The 17,936-nt window shown below is 57.2% G+C and carries 12 protein-coding genes, 4 tRNA genes and 1 pseudogene; 16 read left to right on the top strand and 1 reads right to left on the bottom strand.

Annotation, left to right across the window (positions count from 1 at the left end; all coding sequences use genetic code 11):
• Positions 1–53: 53 nt before the first annotated feature.
• The gene (locus NSND_RS07455; protein WP_143833457.1) at positions 54–890 is read right to left on the bottom strand and encodes a hypothetical protein; all 837 of its coding nucleotides are present in this window, start codon (positions 888–890) and stop codon (positions 54–56) included.
• A gap of 121 nt (positions 891–1,011) precedes the next feature.
• Between NSND_RS07455 and NSND_RS07450 the strand changes: the two genes are divergently transcribed.
• The 16 genes and pseudogenes from NSND_RS07450 (at position 1,012) to rpoC (ending at position 17,852) form a co-directional block, all read left to right on the top strand.
• The gene (locus NSND_RS07450; RefSeq protein ID WP_235000195.1) at positions 1,012–3,096 is read left to right on the top strand and encodes an ATP-dependent helicase; all 2,085 of its coding nucleotides are present in this window, start codon (positions 1,012–1,014) and stop codon (positions 3,094–3,096) included.
• 66 nt (positions 3,097–3,162) lie between these two features.
• Positions 3,163–4,098 (top strand): hypothetical protein, encoded by a 936-nt coding sequence (locus tag NSND_RS07445; RefSeq protein ID WP_080878376.1) that lies wholly within the window; start codon positions 3,163–3,165, stop codon positions 4,096–4,098.
• Between the two features lie 237 nt (positions 4,099–4,335).
• Positions 4,336–4,421 (top strand) — tRNA-Tyr (locus NSND_RS07440).
• A 143-nt stretch (positions 4,422–4,564) separates the two neighbouring features.
• Positions 4,565–4,639 (top strand) — tRNA-Gly (locus NSND_RS07435).
• A 67-nt stretch (positions 4,640–4,706) separates the two neighbouring features.
• Positions 4,707–4,782, top strand: a tRNA-Thr gene (locus NSND_RS07430).
• A gap of 88 nt (positions 4,783–4,870) precedes the next feature.
• Positions 4,871–6,076 (top strand): elongation factor Tu, encoded by a 1,206-nt coding sequence (tuf, locus tag NSND_RS07425; RefSeq protein WP_080878369.1) that lies wholly within the window; start codon positions 4,871–4,873, stop codon positions 6,074–6,076.
• Between the two features lie 78 nt (positions 6,077–6,154).
• A complete protein-coding gene (gene rpmG, locus NSND_RS07420; protein ID WP_013247873.1) occupies positions 6,155–6,304 on the top strand; it encodes a 50S ribosomal protein L33 in 150 nt (49 codons plus the stop codon).
• Positions 6,305–6,362: 58 nt separating this feature from the next.
• Positions 6,363–6,437: transfer RNA gene (locus NSND_RS07415), tRNA-Trp, on the top strand.
• 89 nt (positions 6,438–6,526) lie between these two features.
• Positions 6,527–6,721 carry a preprotein translocase subunit SecE gene (gene secE, locus NSND_RS07410; RefSeq protein WP_080878375.1) on the top strand — a complete coding sequence of 65 codons (195 nt, stop codon included), beginning with the start codon at positions 6,527–6,529 and terminating at the stop codon, positions 6,719–6,721.
• A gap of 73 nt (positions 6,722–6,794) precedes the next feature.
• Positions 6,795–7,334 carry a transcription termination/antitermination protein NusG gene (gene nusG, locus NSND_RS07405; protein ID WP_013247875.1) on the top strand — a complete coding sequence of 180 codons (540 nt, stop codon included), beginning with the start codon at positions 6,795–6,797 and terminating at the stop codon, positions 7,332–7,334.
• A 78-nt stretch (positions 7,335–7,412) separates the two neighbouring features.
• Positions 7,413–7,835, top strand: a complete 423-nt coding sequence (rplK, locus tag NSND_RS07400) for a 50S ribosomal protein L11 (RefSeq protein WP_013247876.1) — start codon at positions 7,413–7,415, stop codon at positions 7,833–7,835.
• Between the two features lie 44 nt (positions 7,836–7,879).
• The gene (rplA, locus tag NSND_RS07395) at positions 7,880–8,572 is read left to right on the top strand and encodes a 50S ribosomal protein L1 (protein ID WP_080878374.1); all 693 of its coding nucleotides are present in this window, start codon (positions 7,880–7,882) and stop codon (positions 8,570–8,572) included.
• A gap of 31 nt (positions 8,573–8,603) precedes the next feature.
• Positions 8,604–9,110, top strand: a pseudogene (rplJ, locus tag NSND_RS21645) (50S ribosomal protein L10); the annotation flags it as partial.
• Positions 9,111–9,137: 27 nt separating this feature from the next.
• Positions 9,138–9,536 carry a 50S ribosomal protein L7/L12 gene (gene rplL, locus NSND_RS21640; RefSeq protein ID WP_235000332.1) on the top strand — a complete coding sequence of 133 codons (399 nt, stop codon included), beginning with the start codon at positions 9,138–9,140 and terminating at the stop codon, positions 9,534–9,536.
• 81 nt (positions 9,537–9,617) lie between these two features.
• Entirely contained in the window at positions 9,618–13,577 is a 3,960-nt protein-coding gene (rpoB, locus tag NSND_RS07385) for a DNA-directed RNA polymerase subunit beta (protein WP_080878372.1), read from the top strand.
• 84 nt (positions 13,578–13,661) lie between these two features.
• A complete protein-coding gene (rpoC, locus tag NSND_RS07380; RefSeq protein WP_080878371.1) occupies positions 13,662–17,852 on the top strand; it encodes a DNA-directed RNA polymerase subunit beta' in 4,191 nt (1,396 codons plus the stop codon).
• The last annotated feature ends 84 nt before the right edge of the window (positions 17,853–17,936 follow it).

The raw sequence follows: 17,936 nt of genomic DNA, 5'->3' as shown, positions 1-17,936 counted from the left end.
GTGATCGATGGGTGAGGAAGGGGACTGTGTTGTCCCGTTTCCTGAATGCTGCGTCAGGCGTGTCCGGCTTTGTGCCAGGATGCCCATTGGTCAGAAAAGGCGACGGTGGCGTAGCGCTCTCCGAGAATTTTGGCGACTCGATTCATGGTCGTCGTCAGTTGTTTCGCCTCCTCTTGCGTCAGGTCCTGGCGGAAACGCGGATGGAGCCCCCATCGCGTCTCGACCTCCTCGCCTTTGATGCTCGACATGACACTCACCAGCTTAATATCGGCGCCGGTGGCTCCCCGAGGCGCGCTGCTTCCCCCAGCCGTGGCCGGGTTGGCTGCCGCATCGGCGGCGACGGGCGGCGCTTGCCCTTCGAAAATCCCGATGAGGGCCGGAATGACGGCGCTGACACAGAGCGTGGCCGCGGCGGTCACACCCGGACTGCGTGGAACTCCGACCGCACGGGCGACGCGATCACTGAAATCCCGGTACATGTCGTTCTTCGCCGGGCTGTCTTCCGTCACGAGAAACCGGTAGCGCTCATAGGTCTGTCGGCTTTCGGCCACGGCCGTTCCGATGGTCAGTACGATTTCCGTCTGGTCGCTGCCGGCACCGAAGGCCGGTTCCAGGGCTTTCTTGAGTTGGTCGATGACCGTGTCGGTCAACTCGTCCATGAATTGCGGTTGCTCCTTGAGCGGGATGTGGAGCGCTGACACGCGGTCGGTCAGGTTAAACATGACGCGCAGGAATTCAAGGTAAATGGTCCACTCATCCTGGTGTTTGAGCTTTAAGGCCTGTTCCGGAGCCGCCCGTTTGATCACGGAGACGGACTCTCCCGCGACCGCGAGCATGAGCTCCGCCACGGTTTGGATCTGTTGAGCGAACGAATGCGGTCTGGTCGTCATAAAAGTCCCCTGCTGGTCCGGCATTATATACAACTCAATTTGAAGGTCCAAGTGTTGATCTCGATGGACGCGATCGGAGCAAGCGACTCACGAACTGTGTCGTTGCAAGGTCTCCGGTGGTATGTTATACAGCGCGACCGCTCCCGTCATGAGCCTCACTGCCCAGTCGGATGCCAACATGGACCGAGAGAGTAAGCCCTACATTCTGAAACGGACTCCGGATCAAGACCACGTCCGGAAGTTCTCGTTGGATTATGCCAAGGAGTTGAACGCGCAGCAGTATGCGGCCGTGACGGCGGCCGATGGCCCTGCGCTGGTCATTGCCGGTGCCGGAAGCGGCAAAACGCGGACGCTCGTGCATCGCGTCGCCTATCTGATCGATTCCGGGGTGGATCCCTCGCACATTTTGCTGCTGACCTTCACTAGGAAGTCTTCTGAGGAGATGCTGGAGCGAGTCGGCGCTTTGATCGGATCGCGTAGCCAGCGAGTCTGTGGCGGTACCTTTCACTCGGTCGCCAACATGCTGCTGCGGCGCCATGGGCGAGTCCTCGGGATCGAACCGGGCTTTACGATTATGGATCGCGGCGATGCCGAAGATCTGATCGCCCTCTTGCGCGCCCAATTGGGCCTGAACGAAAAAGATAAGCGATTCCCTCGCAAGGGAACCATTGCGGAGATTTACAGCAAGTGTGAGAACACGTTGCGAGGATTGGAAGAGATTGTCCTCGACGAGTTTTCCCACTTTGCGGACCATCTGGAGGCGCTGGGGAAGCTCCAGCGTGCCTATCAGGCTGCGAAGCGCCAGCGCCAGTTGCTTGATTATGACGATCTCCTGGTGCTGTTGCGGGACTTGTTGACCAAGGACGAACCCATCCGGCGGACCGTCTCGCAACAATTCCGCTACATCCTAGTGGATGAGTATCAGGACACGAATCGGCTGCAGGCGGAACTCATTCGAAAGCTGGCGGCTACTCACGACAACGTCATGGTCGTGGGTGACGATTCACAGTCCATCTATGCGTTCCGCGGTGCGACGTTCCGCAACATCATGGAGTTTCCCTCCTGGTTCCCCGGCGCCAAGATCTATAAACTGGAGGAAAATTACCGCAGCACGCAACCGATTCTCAGCCTGGCCAACGAGATCATTCAGGAAGCCCCTGAGAAATATACGAAACATCTGTTCACGCGTAAGTTGGACGGGCCTCTGCCGGCGCTGGTGGAGGCGGCCGGGGAGAATGCGCAGTCTCGATTTGTGGCGCAAAAAATCCTGGAACTGCGCGAAGAAGGCGTGCCGCTCAGTGAGATTGCCGTGCTCTTTCGCTCCAGCTTTCACTCCTTCGATCTGGAAATTGAGCTGTCGCGCTGCGGCTTGCCGTTCGTGAAGCGGGGAGGAATCAAGTTCATTGAGGCGGCACATGTGAAGGATCTCCTGGCCCATTTGCGGGTGGTCGTGAATCCTCAGGATGCGGTCAGTTGGCATCGCGTGCTCATGCTGGTCGAAGGGGTCGGTCCCAAGAAGGCGCAGGATCTGGTGGCGGCCATGGTGAGGGTGAACGATCCGTATCAGGTGCTGTGGGACAGTAGCGGCCGCTCGGGCAAGGGGTTGAAGGAGCTGGCGCTGGTGCTCGACAACCTGTCGAAGAGTGATGATCTGAGCCCGACCGAGCAGGTCAACCGGGTCTATGAGTATTATCTGCCGATCCTGAAAGATCATCATGATGACTATCCCAAGCGGATCCGGGATCTGGACCATTTGCATACCATCGCGGAGAGTTACCCCAGCCTGACAGAGTTCCTCTCTGATTTAGCGCTGGCCCCGCCGGATGGCAGTGCGGTGGGTGTGGAACCTGCGGGGCGCGACGACGAGCAGGTGGTGCTGTCGACGATTCATTCGGCGAAGGGGCTGGAGTGGCAGTGCGTATTTTTGTTATGGGTGGTGGATGGGAAGTTCCCCTCGGTCTTCGCATTCAATACGGATGAAGAGTTGGACGAGGAGCGGCGGTTATTGTATGTCGCGGTGACTCGGGCGAAGCGCTACCTGTTTTTGACCTATCCGATCAATGTGTATGACCGGAGTTCCGGCATGTTGTTATCCAAGCCATCGCGATTCCTGGATCACGTGTCGCCCCGTCTGTTTGAAACGTTGGCTCTGGTCGAAGAGGGCCATGGGCACGAGTGGGGGCACGAGCATGACCGGTACGTCTAGGTCGATCGTTCCCACCGTATAACTCTGGTTGGGTTGCCGTACTCCATTCTACGATTCAAGATCATCATGCGTCCGGTGCTCGTCTATAACGGTTGGTTCCGAGCTGTGCTGCCCACGATGGCCGCGGGGCTGGTGCTGGGACTTCTGATCTTCGGCCAGGCCAGCGCAGAGACGGCCGCGCCATCTTCGGACTCTTCGCGCCTCTGGGGCGCATTGATGGCGGAAGCGAAAGCCCTCCATCTTCCTACTCGGTTCCTGGAACAAATTCCAGCGCAGTTTGTGGCGTTTGAGTTTGAGGATCTGCACGCGTTTGCCGCGGAGTATCACCCGGTCGAGCATCGAATGGTGTTGGATCGATCGCTCTCCCTGAATGCGGCGGGGAGGGCTCTGCGTCCATTGGCGCGGTTGACGCACAAGGAGTTGGAAACGCTCTATCACGAACTGTTTCATGCCTACATGGATTTTCTCGAGCAGGAGCGTGCGCCGTCAGCCGCCCACGCGTCGTTTATGGCGTTCGCCCGCGAGCAGCAACGGTGTCGCTATCAGCAGGTCCTCATCACGCCGGTGCTCCAAAAGAAAGATTTGAAAGAGGAGCGCTTTCTCAGCGAGGCGGAGTCGTGGGAAGCGTTGAATGAAACCTGGGCGGTGTTTGTGGGATGGGCGATCTGGACCCAACTGGAAGTGGAGAGGAAGGGAGCGCGTGAGCTTCGATCATCCGGTCGGTCGCTGAACGTGCCGGCTTGGATTGCCCGGCTCAGTCAGGCGGAGCAGGACGCAAGCCTGAGAGGATATTACGAGCCGGAGGATCCAAGTGAAAAGGCGATGGCACGCAAGCGATTTCTGGCGCCGGACTTTCGCCTGTCTGCTCCGGAACTCTTGTTACTCATGAAGGAAGTTTTGGGTAGTCCAGCGGACATGACTCGCCAGGCTGATCAGGTATTGACGCGCGGGAGGGTTGTTCCTGCCTCCCGTGGAGCCTGTGAGGCTCCTGCCGCATCGTAGATTTGTTCCTGCATAGAACATACCCCCTTGACAATGGAACGCGTCGCAAATAAAATCGGCTGCTTTCGAAGCCAGGTCAATCCTCATTTCATCAGCGCTCCAGCCCTGTTGTTTTGCTGGGGAGCTGTGCATGGTGGGGCTTACTTTCATTCTTCTCTTCAGGGAATGAAGTGGCTCTGGTTCGGGATTTATTTGAAATAAATAATATTCGCTTGAGTTTGGGAACGTGTGCCTAGCGGGCAGGTACCCAAGTGGACAAAGGGGGCAGACTGTAAATCTGCTGCCTTATGGCTTCCAAGGTTCGAATCCTTGCCTGCCCACCAAACTGAGCGTATTCGACCGAATCTCACGTGAAACGTGTGCGTCCGGTTGGACAATGATAATGAGCGCGATCTGGCGGTGCGCAGCATTGTGTGGCCGAGCGTGTCGCCGTCGGATCGTTGGAGTGTTGGTCGGGTCACTGTGGGCGGGCGTAGCTCAGTGGTAGAGTTCCAGCCTTCCAAGCTGGCTGTCGTGGGTTCAAATCCCATCGCCCGCTCCAAATCCAGCGTGCTCGACCGCGGGTGCGGACAGAGCGTGTGAGGGCGGACTAAGACTGTGAGTTCAGGGCCCACGTAGCTCAGTTGGCAGAGCACGTCCTTGGTAAGGACGAGGTCACGCGTTCGATTCGCGTCGTGGGCTCCATACCATGCTTGACCCGACCGGGAGCCCTGAGGGTGGTTCGAGGCGACCGGATAAAACCTTGAGTGTTTTCTGAGAAAAGGAGTGAATCATGGCGAAGGCGAAGTTTGAGCGACGAAAGCCCCACGTGAACATCGGGACGATCGGGCACGTGGACCATGGCAAGACGACGCTGACGAGTGCGCTGACCAAGATCTGCGCGGATCGCGGGATGGCGAAATTCATCAGCTATGACGAAGTGGCGAAGGCGAGCGAGAGTCAGGGGCGTCGGGATGCCAGCAAGATCATGACGATCGCGATCAGCCACGTCGAGTACGAGACGGACAACCGGCACTATGCGCACGTTGACTGCCCGGGCCACGCGGATTATGTGAAGAACATGATCACCGGCGCCGCGCAGATGGACGGGGCGATCCTGGTGGTGAGTGCCGCCGACGGTCCCATGCCGCAGACGCGGGAGCACATTTTGTTGGCGCGCCAAGTCGGCGTCCCCTACATCGTGGTGTTTCTGAACAAGGCGGACAAGGTCGACGACAAGGAATTGTTGGAATTGGTCGAGCTCGAAGTGCGGGAGCTGCTGACGAAGTACGACTTCCCGGGCGATAAGATTCCGATCGTGCAGGGGTCGGCGCTGAAGGCGGTCGAGGGGGATCAGGGGCCGTTGGGCGTGCCGTCCATTCTGAAGTTGCTCGAAGCCGTCGATACCTACATTCCGACGCCGACCCGGGCCATTGATAAGCCGTTCCTGATGCCGATCGAGGACGTGTTTACGATCAGTGGGCGCGGCACGGTGGTGACGGGCCGGTGCGAGAAGGGGATCGTGAAGGTCGGCGACGAAATCGAAATCGTCGGCTTGCGGCCCACGCAGACGACCATCGTGACGGGCGTGGAAATGTTCCGCAAGGTGCTCGATGAGGGGCAAGCGGGCGATAACATCGGCGTCTTGTTGCGCGGCACGAAGAAAGAGGATGTGGAGCGGGGCATGGTGTTGGCCAAGCCGAAGAGCATCACGCCGCACACGAAATTCAAGGCCGAGATCTATGTGTTGACCAAGGAAGAGGGCGGACGTCATACGCCGTTCTTCAACGGCTACCGGCCGCAGTTCTACTTCCGGACGACCGACGTGACGGGGATCGTGACGTTAACGCCGGGCGTGGAGATGGTGATGCCGGGAGACAATGTGACGGTCACGGGCGAGTTGATCAGCCCGATCGCCATGGATCAGGGATTGCGGTTTGCGGTTCGAGAGGGCGGCAAGACCGTCGGCTCGGGCGTCGTCACGGAAATTTTAGCGTAAGAATGCGCGATCGGCGATCAGTGGTCAGCTCGCGAGTTAGGGCTGATGGCTGAGAGTTGACGGCTCAGGGGATGGCAAATGCGAGATATTATCGATTTGGCCTGTACGGTCTGTAAGCAGCGAAATTATACGACCCGCAAGAACAAGAAGAACGATCCGGATCGATTGGAGCGGAACAAGTTCTGTAAGTTCTGCCGGAAGCACATCGCTCATAAGGAAGTGAAGTAGGCTTTTTCTGCTGGGTTGGGCATGGCCCTTGGCTCGGCAGCGCTCATGTTCCGGGTGGAGGGGCATGGTGTCAACGGCAGCACATCGGTCTCCAAAACCGAGAGTCTAGGTTCAAATCCTAGTGCCCCTGCCAAGCCCTTGTAAGTGAATGAGTGCGTAGACCGGTGCCGGCTGGTTCTGGTCAATCAAGTGCCCGTGAAGTTCTAAGAGAGGATTGTAACCGTGTTTCAGCGATTGATCGCCTCTATTCGAGAATTCATCGACGGTGTGCGCGGTGAGCTCAAGAAGGTCTCTTTCCCGACGAGAGCGGAAACGGTCGGCGCCACCACGGTCGTGATCGTGTTCTGTATCCTCATGTCCCTTTATCTGTCGATGATGGATTCCGTGCTGGGCTGGCTGATGCGCAAGGTCATTTAGTTGCGTGGTGCGGCTGGACAGGTCCGGCGTTGCCCGGACGATACGATGCTGGATGTTCAGCTGAGAGGAGATGATGAGCAATAAGAACTGGTACGTCATCCATACCTATGCGGGGTTTGAGGGTCGCGTGAAGACCAGTCTCCTTGAGCGCGCAAGTCAAATGGGGCTCACCGAGCGACTTGGGCAGGTCTTGGTTCCCACGGAAGATGTGATCGAGATCAAGGATGGAAAGCGACGTACGTCCCGGAGAAAATTTTTCCCGGGGTATGTCTTGATCGAGCTGGAAGCGCCGCTCGCTGACGAAACCTTGCAGATGATCAAGGAGACTCCCAAGGTGACTGGGTTCGTCGGTGGGGGGGCTCAGCCCACTCCGCTGTCTTCCGAAGAGGTCGATTCCTTGCTGAAGCAGGTGGATGCCGGTGCGGCGGGACCGCGCGAGCAGGTCCGGTTTATCAAGGGCGACAATGTTCGCATTGTGGATGGTCCGTTCCTCGGCTTTAATGGCGCGGTCGATGACGTGGATGCCGATCATAGCCGGGTAAAAGTTTTTGTGAGTATTTTTGGCCGGTCTACGCCGGTCGAGCTTGGTTTCTTGCAGGTCGAACGTATTTGAGGTCACTGGATTCGAGATGGTGGACTGAGAGCCGTTCTCAGCCCTCGTGCTCAGTCCGCAGTTCTCAGGGAGTAACTCATGGCCAAGGAAGTATCAGCGCAGATTAAATTGCAGATTCCGGCCGGCAAGGCCAATCCTGCTCCGCCCGTTGGTCCGTCATTGGGTCAGCACGGCGTGAACATTATGGAGTTCTGCAAGCAGTTTAACGCCAAAACGCAGAAGGACGGGGATAGCATCATCCCGGTGATCATTACGGTCTATAAGGACCGGAGCTTTACCTTCATCATGAAGACGCCTCCGGCATCGGACCTACTGAAGAAGGCCGCCGGGATCATTAAGGGATCGGGCGTGCCGCATAAGGACAAGGTGGGGAAAGTGAGTCAGGCCCAGGTCCGTGAAATCGCGCAGAAGAAGTTGTCCGACCTGAATGCGGCCGATCTTGAGGGCGCCATCAAGATTATCCAGGGGACTGCGCGTAGCATGGGTATCACCGTCCAGTAAGTTTCTGCAGAGTGAACCTCCGGCGGATGTGAAGGAGCAGTAGTATGGGAAAGAAATTGACCGCGGCTCAAGAAAAGATCGAGCCCAGGTTTTATGGATTGAAAGAGGCAGTCGAGGCTGTCAAGCAGGCGGCCTTTGCCAAGTACGATGAGTCCGTCGATCTGGCGATTCGTCTGGGGATTGATCCCAAGCGGTCGGATCAGATGGTGCGCGGGACCACGGCGTTGCCGCATGGGACGGGTAAGAAGCTCCGTGTGCTCGTATTTGCCAAGGGCGAAAAAGAGCAGGAGGCTCGCCAGGCGGGCGCTGATCACGTGGGCTCGGATGACCTGATGGAAAAGATCAAGGGCGGGTGGATGGAGTTTGATTGCGCGATCTCCACGCCTGATCTGATGGCCTCTGTCGGTAAGCTTGGAAAGGTGCTCGGTCCCCGCGGGCTGATGCCCAATCCGAAGACCGGCACGGTCACGTTTGAGGTCGGCAAGGCCGTCAGTGAAATTCGCAAGGGCCGTGTCGAGTTCAAGGTCGAGAAAGCCGGAATCGTGCAAGTGCCTGTCGGTAAGGTCTCGTTTGACGTTCAGAAGCTGTATGACAATGCGCAGGCCGTGCTGGAGTCTGTGGTAAAAGCGAAGCCCTCCTCCTGCAAGGGCCGATACATCAAGAGTGTGACGATGTCGAGCACCATGGGGCCCGGCGTGAAGCTGGATCCTGTGGCGCTGTCGAAGTTGTGGAGTTGAGAACAGGCAGGTTCTCAGTAAGGGGAGAGGCATGAAGAAAGAAGAGAAGGCAACAGCGATCGCAGAGTTGACGGAAAAATTCGGTCGCGCCCGCTTGGCGATTCTGACGGAGTGCGCCGGGATGCCCGTCAATCAGATGACCGAGTTGCGCAGACAGTTGCGCGGCGCGAAGGCGGAGTATTGCGTCATCAAGAATACCCTGGCCGTGCGCGCCTCGACCGGCACGATTCTCGCGGACGCGAAAGACCATTTCAAGGGGCCGACCGGCCTGGTGATCGGATATGACGATCCGGTTCTTCCGGCGAAAATCTTGCGTGATTTCATTCAGGCTGAAAAGCGCTCCGAAAAAATCAAGGTCACAGTCGGAGTGCTGGAAGGCCGGCTAGTGCAGGCTGCGGATCTGAACGCCATTGCGCAGCTGCCGAAAAAAGAAGTGTTGATTGCGATGCTGCTATCGGCCATGCAGGGGCCGATTCGCGGTGTGGTGTACGCGTTGAGCGGAGTGTTAAGCAAGTTTGTGCGAGTCATTGCAGCCATTCAGGATAAAAAGAAAGGGGAGGGCGACATGTCAGCAGCAGGAACCAAGTTGTCACAAGATGAATTGATCAAGGCAATCGAGGGCATGAGCGTGTTGGAATTGGCCGATCTGGTCAAGGGACTGGAAACGCGCTTTGGCGTGACGGCGGCGGCGCCTGTGGCCGTGGCGGCTGTGGGTGGTGGCGGGGCGGCAGCCGCGCCGGCGGAAGAGAAGACCTCCTTTGACGTGATCCTGGTCAGTGCTCCGGCAGACAAGAAGATCCAGGTCATCAAGGTGGTGCGTGAGCTCACCAGCCTCGGACTCAAGGAAGCGAAGGACCTGGTCGAGGGCGCTCCGAAGCCCATCAAGGCCGGTGCCACGAAGGAAGAAGCCGACACGATGAAGAAGAAGCTCGAGGAGAGCGGAGCCAAGGTCGAAGTTAAGTAACGATTTGTTGGGCGGCAGTGTGAGTTGTCCGTTGGGATGGCGCAGGGCGTTCATCTCCTTATGAGCTTGGAGGGCTAACGAATGTCGGAATCGACTCTTTCGGAGTTTGTCGAACGTAAGGATTTTTCTCGGATTCGCACGAGCATCGATATTCCCGATCTCATCGAAATCCAGAAGCGGTCCTACGAAGAGTTCCTCCAGATGGAAGTCGAGCCGGACCGTCGCAAGGATCAGGGTTTGCAGGCGGCGTTAGCTAGCGTCTTTCCCATTACCGACTACAACAACACGGCGGCCTTGGAGTTCTCCAATTATTCGTTGGGGACCCCGAAGTACGACGAACGGGAATGTCTTGAGCAGGGCATGACGTTTGCCGTTCCTTTGAAGCTGCGTGTGCGCTTGATTGTCTTCGATAAAGAGGACAAGGGGCCGAAGAAGAAGGTGCTCGACGTTCGGGAGCAGGAAGTCTATGTCGGCGAACTTCCGCTCATGACCGAGCGTGGTACGTTCCTCATCAACGGGACCGAGCGAGTGGTGGTCAGCCAGTTGCACCGCTCGCCCGGCGCGTCGTTCACGCACGATAAGGGGCGGACCCATGCCAGCGGCAAGGTATTGTACTCTGCCCGGATTATTCCCTATCGCGGTTCCTGGCTCGATTTCGAATTCGACGCACGGGACATTCTTTACGTTCGCATCGATCGCCGTCGGAAAATGCCCGCCACGATCCTGTTGAAGGCGTTCGGGTATAGCACCGACGACCTGTTGCGGATGTATTACCCCGTGGAGGAGATTCGTGTCTCCAAGGGGAAGCTCTACCGGAAGCTCGATCCTGAAATCCATCACGGCTTGAAGTGTTCGACGGAAGTGATGGAGAAAGGCGGTAAGGACCCGCTCGTTCGCGAAGGAGCGAAGCTGACGAAGGTTCTGATCGCCAAGCTGAAGGCGGCGGGCATCAAGGAGATTCCTGTCACCCCCGCCGAGTTGGTGGGGCGCGCGGTGCTGACGGAGTTGGTCGACAGCGGCAAGAAGCAGTCGCTGGCGGAGAAAAATCAGCGTCTGACCGAAGAGATTCTGGAGAAGATCCTTGATAGCGATATCGAGGAATTCAAGGTCATTTATCTGGATACGACCAATGCCACGCTGGTCATCCTCGATACGCTCGACATGGAGCGCACCGGGTCGAAGGAAGAGGCGATGGTCGAGATCTATCGCCGTCTCAGGCCGGGTGAGACCCCCTCTGTCGAAACTGCTCGAGCCCTATTCGATAATTTGTTCTTAAGTCCGAAACGGTACGATCTGTCGCCGGTCGGACGGCTCAAGCTCAATAAGAAGCTGGGCCTTGATTTCGCCCTTGAGCAGCGGACCCTTACGGCGCAGGACATTGTCGAGGTGGTGCGCTATCTGGTGAATCTCAAGATCGGTCGCGGTGAGATCGACGACATCGACCACTTGGGGAACCGCCGTGTGCGGTCTGTCGGCGAGCTGTTGGAGAACCAGTTCCGGCTCGGACTTGTGCGTATGGAGCGGAGCATCAAAGAGCGCATGAATCTCCTGGATATGGAGACCGTGTTGCCGCACGACTTGATCAACGCCAAGCCGGTCGTGGCAGCCGTGAAGGAGTTTTTCAGCAGCAGTCAGCTCTCCCAGTTCATGGACCAAACGAATCCCCTCGCCGAGATTACGCACAAGCGTCGACTCTCGGCCCTCGGGCCGGGCGGATTGACTCGTGAGCGCGCGGGCTTCGAAGTGCGTGACGTCCATCCTTCTCACTACAGCCGCATTTGTCCGATTGAGACGCCGGAAGGTCCGAACATCGGCTTGATTACGTCCCTGGCTACCTACGCGCGCATCAATGAATTCGGATTTATCGAGGCGCCCTATCGGAAGGTTGTGAAAGGTCGGGTCAGTGACGAGTTGGAGTATCTCTCGGCGATCGAGGGAGACAAATACATTATCGCCCAAGCCAATTCGAAGGTTGACACCTCAGGTCGACTGGTGTCCGAGACGGTGTCGGCACGTTCAGCCGGGGACTTCATTACTGCGACCCCTGACAAGATCGAATACATGGACGTGTCTCCGAAGCAGGTCGTCAGCGTCGCTACGGCGTTGGTGCCGTTTCTTGAGCACGACGACGCGAACCGCGCCTTGATGGGATCGAACATGCAGCGCCAGGCGGTGCCTCTGTTGAAGGCTGAATCGCCGCTGGTCGGCACCGGCATGGAAGCCGTAGTTGCGCGTGACTCAGGCTATGTTGTTCAGGCCAAGCGCGAAGGCGTCGTGGAAAGTGTCGATGCTACCAGAATTGTGGTGCGGGCTGATGCCAAAGAGGGCCGCAAGCGCAACGATTCCGGCCTTGATGTGTATGAAATGATCAAGTTCCAACGCTCCAACCAGAACACCTGTATCACCCAGACCCCGGTGGTCCGGATCGGTGAGCCGGTCAAGAGAGGGCAGGTGCTGGCCGATGGTCCCGCTATCGATCATGGGGAGCTCGCGCTCGGAAAGAATGTGCTCGTCGCGTTCATGCCGTGGGGCGGGTATAACTTCGAAGACGCGATTCTGTTGAGCGAAAAGCTGGTGCGGGAAGATGCCTTCACCTCCATCCATATTGAGGAGTTCGAAGTCGAAGCCCGCGACACCAAGTTGGGCAAGGAAGATATTACCCGCGACATTCCGAATGTCGGTGAAGAAGCGCTTCGGGATCTCGATGAGAGCGGAATTATCCGGATCGGCGCGGAAGTGAAGCCTGGCGACATCCTCGTCGGGAAGGTGACTCCGAAGGGTGAGACTCAACTAACGCCGGAAGAGAAACTGTTGCGCGCAATTTTCGGTGAGAAGGCCGGGGACGTCAAGGATACGTCCCTCACGGTGCCGCCCGGCGTGGAAGGCATCGTCGTCGATGTGAAGATCTTCTCCCGCAAAGGCTTGGATAAGGATGAACGCTCCAAGAGTATCGAGAGCGAAGATCACATGAAGTTGCAGCGCGACCACCAGGAAGAGCTGCGGATCATTGAAGATGAAAAGACCAAGAAGGTCCGCAAGCTGTTACTCGGTAAGGTGGTCGGACGGGATCTGATGGATCCTGAGACGGGCGATGTCATTCTGAAGAAGAAGGGCAAGCTCACTGCGGAAATTTTGAAGCGGTTGCCGGACGACATGGTGCGACACATCATTCTGAGCGATCCAGACGAGCAGAAGGAGCTGGAGGATGTCGAGCGCCGTGCCAAGGAGCAGATTGAAATCCTGCAGACCCTGTACGACGAAAAAGTCGGTCGATTGAGACGAGGCGATGAACTTCCGCCCGGTGTGATCAAGCTGGTCAAGGTCTACATCGCGATGAAGCGGAAGATCCAGGTTGGCGACAAGATGGCGGGACGACACGGGAACAAGGGCGTCGTCTCACGCGTGCTGCCGGAAGAGGATATGCCCTATTTGCCGGACGGAACTCCAGTGGAAATCGTTCTGAATCCGTTGGGCGTACCGTCCCGTATGAACGTTGGGCAAATCCTGGAGACGCACTTGGGATGGGCCGCCCGAGCGTTGGGGATCAAGGTGGCGAGCCCGGTGTTCGACGGGGCTTCCGAGAAAGAGATCAAAGAACTGCTCAAGAAGGCGAAGTTGTCTCCAAGCGGACAAACGATGTTGATGGACGGGCGTACCGGTGAATCCTTCAGCAGTCCCGTCACGGTCGGATATATGTATGTCTTGAAGCTCCACCACCTGGTGGACGATAAAATTCACGCCCGGTCGATCGGCCCATACTCCCTCGTGACGCAACAGCCACTCGGAGGAAAGGCGCAGTTCGGTGGTCAGCGTTTGGGAGAGATGGAAGTCTGGGCACTTCAGGCCTACGGGGCCGCGTCCATTCTCCAGGAATTCCTGACTGTGAAATCCGACGACGTGCCAGGCCGGTCCCGCATGTATGAGGCAATTGTGAAGGGCGAACCGTTCCTGGAGCCTGGATTGCCGGAATCGTTCAACGTGTTAGTCAAAGAGCTGCAAAGTCTTGGGCTCGATGTCGAGCTGGTTAAATCAAAGGACTGATTCTAGTGCTGAGTCTTGAGATCGGAAGCCGGATAGCTCACCACTCAGAACTGCGCTCAGGCGGCCGTTAAGGAGGGATCAACCTTGGAAGGTGTATACACATTATTCGAAAAGCCGCGCGACTCGGTGTCGTTCGACTCGATGCGGATTCGCATTGCGTCGCCGGAAAAAATCCGGTCGTGGTCATATGGCGAAGTCAAGAAGCCAGAAACGATCAATTATCGATCGTTCAAGCCTGAGAAGGACGGGTTGTTCTGCGCCAAGATTTTCGGTCCGATCAAGGATTGGGAGTGCAATTGCGGCAAGTACAAGCGGATGAAACACCGCGGCATCGTCTGCGACAAGTGCGGTGTCGAAGTCATTCAATCGAAGGTGCGCCGTGAACGGATGGGGCACATCGAACTCGCCGCTCCGGTTGCGCATATCTGGTTCCTGAAGGGTGTGCCGAGCCGAATCGGAACGTTGCTCGATATGAGCCTCAAGCAGCTCGAAAAGATTCTCTATTTCGAGAGCTACGTCATGGTCGATCCCGGCTCTACCAGTATGAGCGAGCAGGAGTTGGTCTCGGAAGAGCAGTTGCGGTCCTTGCAGTCGGAGTACGGGAGCGGTGCGTTCAAGGTCGGCATCGGCGCTGAGGCTATTCGCGAACTCCTCAGGAAAGTCGACATCAACACGCAGTGGGATGAATTGCATGTGAAGGCGAAGGCCTCTGCCTCCGCTGCGCTCAAGAAAAAGTATGCCAAGCGTTTGAAGGTTTTGGAGGCGTTCCGCCGTTCCGGCAATAAGCCGGAGTGGATGATTATGGATGTCATCCCGGTGCTGCCGCCGGAATTGCGCCCGCTCGTCCCGTTGGACGGGGGCCGTTTTGCGACGTCAGACCTCAATGACCTCTATCGTCGAGTGATTAACCGGAATAATCGCTTGAAGCGTTTGATCGAATTGAAGGCGCCAGGTGTCATCATCCGCAATGAAATGCGGATGTTACAAGAGGCAGTGGACGCGCTGTTCGATAACGGCCGGCGCGGTCGGGCGATTCGCGGGCCAAACAAGCGTCCATTGAAGTCGTTGAGCGACATGCTCAAGGGCAAGCAAGGGCGTTTCCGGCAGAATTTGCTAGGAAAGCGAGTGGACTACTCGGGCCGAACCGTTATCGTCGTTGGGCCGGAGTTGCGTCTGCACCAGTGTGGATTACCTAAAAAAATGGCCCTGGAATTGTTCAAGCCGTTTATCTTCCACAAGCTGGAAGAGCGTGGCGCGGCCACGACCATTAAGAGTGCCAAGCGGCTGGTTGAAAAAGAGCGACCTGAAGTGTGGGATGTGTTGGATGAAGTCATCCGGGAGCACCCGGTGTTACTCAATCGCGCTCCAACCCTGCACCGATTGGGTATTCAGGCCTTTGATCCGGTCCTGGTTGAGGGCAAGGCGATCCGGCTTCACCCGTTGGTTTGCGCGGCATTCAACGCCGACTTCGACGGAGACCAAATGGCGGTCCACGTGCCGTTGTCCGTGGAGGCGCAGGTCGAAGCTCGCGTGCTGATGATGTCGATCAACAACATTCTCTCTCCGGCCAACGGGAAACCGATTGCCGTTCCCTCGCAAGACATGGTGCTTGGTTGTTACTGGTTGACCAAGGAGCGGGTCGGCGCGAAGGGTGAAGGTAAGTTGTTCGGCTCACCTGAAGAAGCGCGGATTGCGTACGATGCCGGAGCGCTGGACGAGCATGCGCGGATTAAGGTCCGCGTCAACGGAACGATGGTGCAGACGACCGCCGGCCGCGTCATCCTGGCCGAAATTCTGCCTCCGATGATGCCGTTCGCGGACGCCAATAAGCTGATGACTAAGAAGGAAATGTCGAAGCTGATCGACGCGGTCTATCGGCAGGCGGGGCATCGCGAGACGGTGACATTCCTGGATAAGATCAAGGATCTCGGGTTCCACTATGCAACCCGGGCGGGGATGTCCATCTGTATCGATAACATGCATATTCCATCCCGTAAGGAAGACCTGATCGGGAAGGCCCAGCATGAAGTCAACGAAATCGAAAAACAGTATTCCGAAGGTTTGATCACCAACGGTGAGCGATACAACAAAGTCATCGACATTTGGGCGCACGTCACCGAGCAGGTGGCCAATGAGATGATGAAGGAATTGGGCGCCGGAGGCGATCCGGCGAAGATCGAGTCCTTCAATCCGATCTTCATGATGGCCGATTCTGGTGCGAGGGGTAGTTCGCAGCAGATTCGTCAGCTCGGCGGTATGCGCGGACTGATGGCCAAACCATCCGGTGAAATCATCGAAACCCCGATCACGGCGAACTTCCGTGAAGGGTTGACGGTGTTGCAATACTTTATCTCCACGCACGGTGCCCGAAAAGGTTTGGCGGACACGGCGCTCAAGACGGCCAATTCAGGTTATCTGACGCGTCGATTGGTCGACATCGCCCAGGACGTCATCGTGACCGAGGAGGATTGCGGCACGACGGATGGTATCTTGGTGAGTGCCCTCCTCGAAGGCGGAGAAATCATTCAGCCCTTGGAAGAGCGCCTCCTTGGCCGGCTTGCCGGCGAGGACATTCGCGATCCGGTGACGGGTGAGATCATCGTTTCCTTCAACGAAGAAATCGACGAAGAGCAGGCGAAGGCGGTGGTGGAAGCCGGCGTCGATCGGGTCAAAATCCGATCAGTGCTGACCTGCCAATCTGCTCGTGGCGTCTGCCGACTCTGCTACGGACGTGATCTCTCCCGCGGACGTCTTGTTGAAAAAGGCGAGCCTGTTGGAGTCATTGCGGCGCAATCCATCGGCGAGCCTGGTACTCAGTTGACGATGCGTACATTCCATATCGGTGGTACGGCCAGTAAAGTGGTCGAACAGACGGTGTTGGAGGCCAAGCACGCGGGTCATTTGAAATACATGAGCCTGGATGCGAAGAAAAATGCCGATGTGCACAATGCGGGCATTGCGGTTCGGAACAAAGAGGGCGAATGGGTTGTCATGAACCGCAACGCCAAAATCGCGATCGTTGACGACAGCGGTCGCGAACGCGAAAAATATCCGGTTGTCTATGGCGCCAAGATCAAGGTGAAGGATGGCGATCGGGTTGACGTTGGTCAGAAATTGGTCGAATGGGATCCTTATTCGTTGACCATCCTGACCGAGACTGGCGGAAAGGTCGCCTATGGCGACATTCTCGAAGGCGTCACCATGAAGGAAGAATTCGACGAAGTGACCGGACTGTCACGCAAGGTCATCATCGAGCAGAGCGGGGCCACGCTTCGACCGCGCGTCTCGATCAAGGATGATAGCGGAAAGACGGCCAAAGTGTCCGGCTCTGGAGGAGCGCCGGTTGCACGCTATCTCTTACCGGTCGGCGCTCACATTTTCGTCGAGAAGGGTGCGATGGTGCATCCCGGCGACGTTCTGGCCAAGATTCCGCGTGAAACGACCAAGACCAAGGACATCACCGGAGGTCTCCCGCGCGTTGCCGAACTCTTTGAGGCACGCAAGCCTAAGGAGCAGGCGGTGATCAGTGAGATCGACGGCGAAGTGTCGTATGGCGGCTTTGTGAAGGGTATGCGGAAGGTGCTGGTCGACAATAAAATGGGCGACGTCAAGGAGTATTTCATTCCCAAGGGTAAGCACGTCAACGTCCATGAGGGCGATTGGGTTCGGGCCGGTGAGCCGTTGATGGACGGTTCAGCCAATCCCCACGACATCCTTGACGTGCTCGGGCCAAAGGAGCTGCAGAAATACCTGGTGGATGAAGTGCAAGATGTCTATCGCTTGCAAGGTGTGTCGATCAACGACAAGCATATTGAGATCATCGTGCGGCAGATGCTGCGCAAGGTCAGGATTGAGGACCCAGGGGATACCTCGTTCTTGCCAGGCAGTCAGGTGAGCAAGGGGCTCTTCGATGTAGAAAATCAGCGAGTCTTGGAGAAAGACGGGAAGCCGGCTCTCGGTAAGCCGGTCTTGCTGGGCATCACCAAGGCAGCCCTGACCACGGATAGCTTCATTTCTGCGGCGTCGTTCCAAGAGACGACTCGCGTGCTGACCGAGGCCGCGATCAATGGCCGCGAGGATAATCTCCTCGGCTTGAAGGAAAACGTGATCGTGGGCCGCCTCATACCTGCCGGAAGCGGATTTGAGGAGTATCGGGAAACGTTCGTGGCCAGTGCCAAGGCCCCTGGGGAGTTGTCCGGTGGTCAACCGCAGCCGGTTGCCGTGGGTCAGCATGCAGCCGGTTCCGCCGGCGCTGATCCAGAAAATAATGGATGAAAAGAAAAAGAACGTTCTTGACATAAGTAGTACACATCTCTATAATCCGACGGCTTCGCTCACGAGCATTTTTGAGCAACTGTC

It is taken from the genome of Nitrospira sp. ND1, from assembly GCF_900170025.1.
In the GTDB taxonomy this organism is placed as follows: domain Bacteria; phylum Nitrospirota; class Nitrospiria; order Nitrospirales; family Nitrospiraceae; genus Nitrospira_A.
Note: the sequence above shows the minus strand (reverse complement) of the source record. Positions and strands in the feature narration are given on the sequence as shown.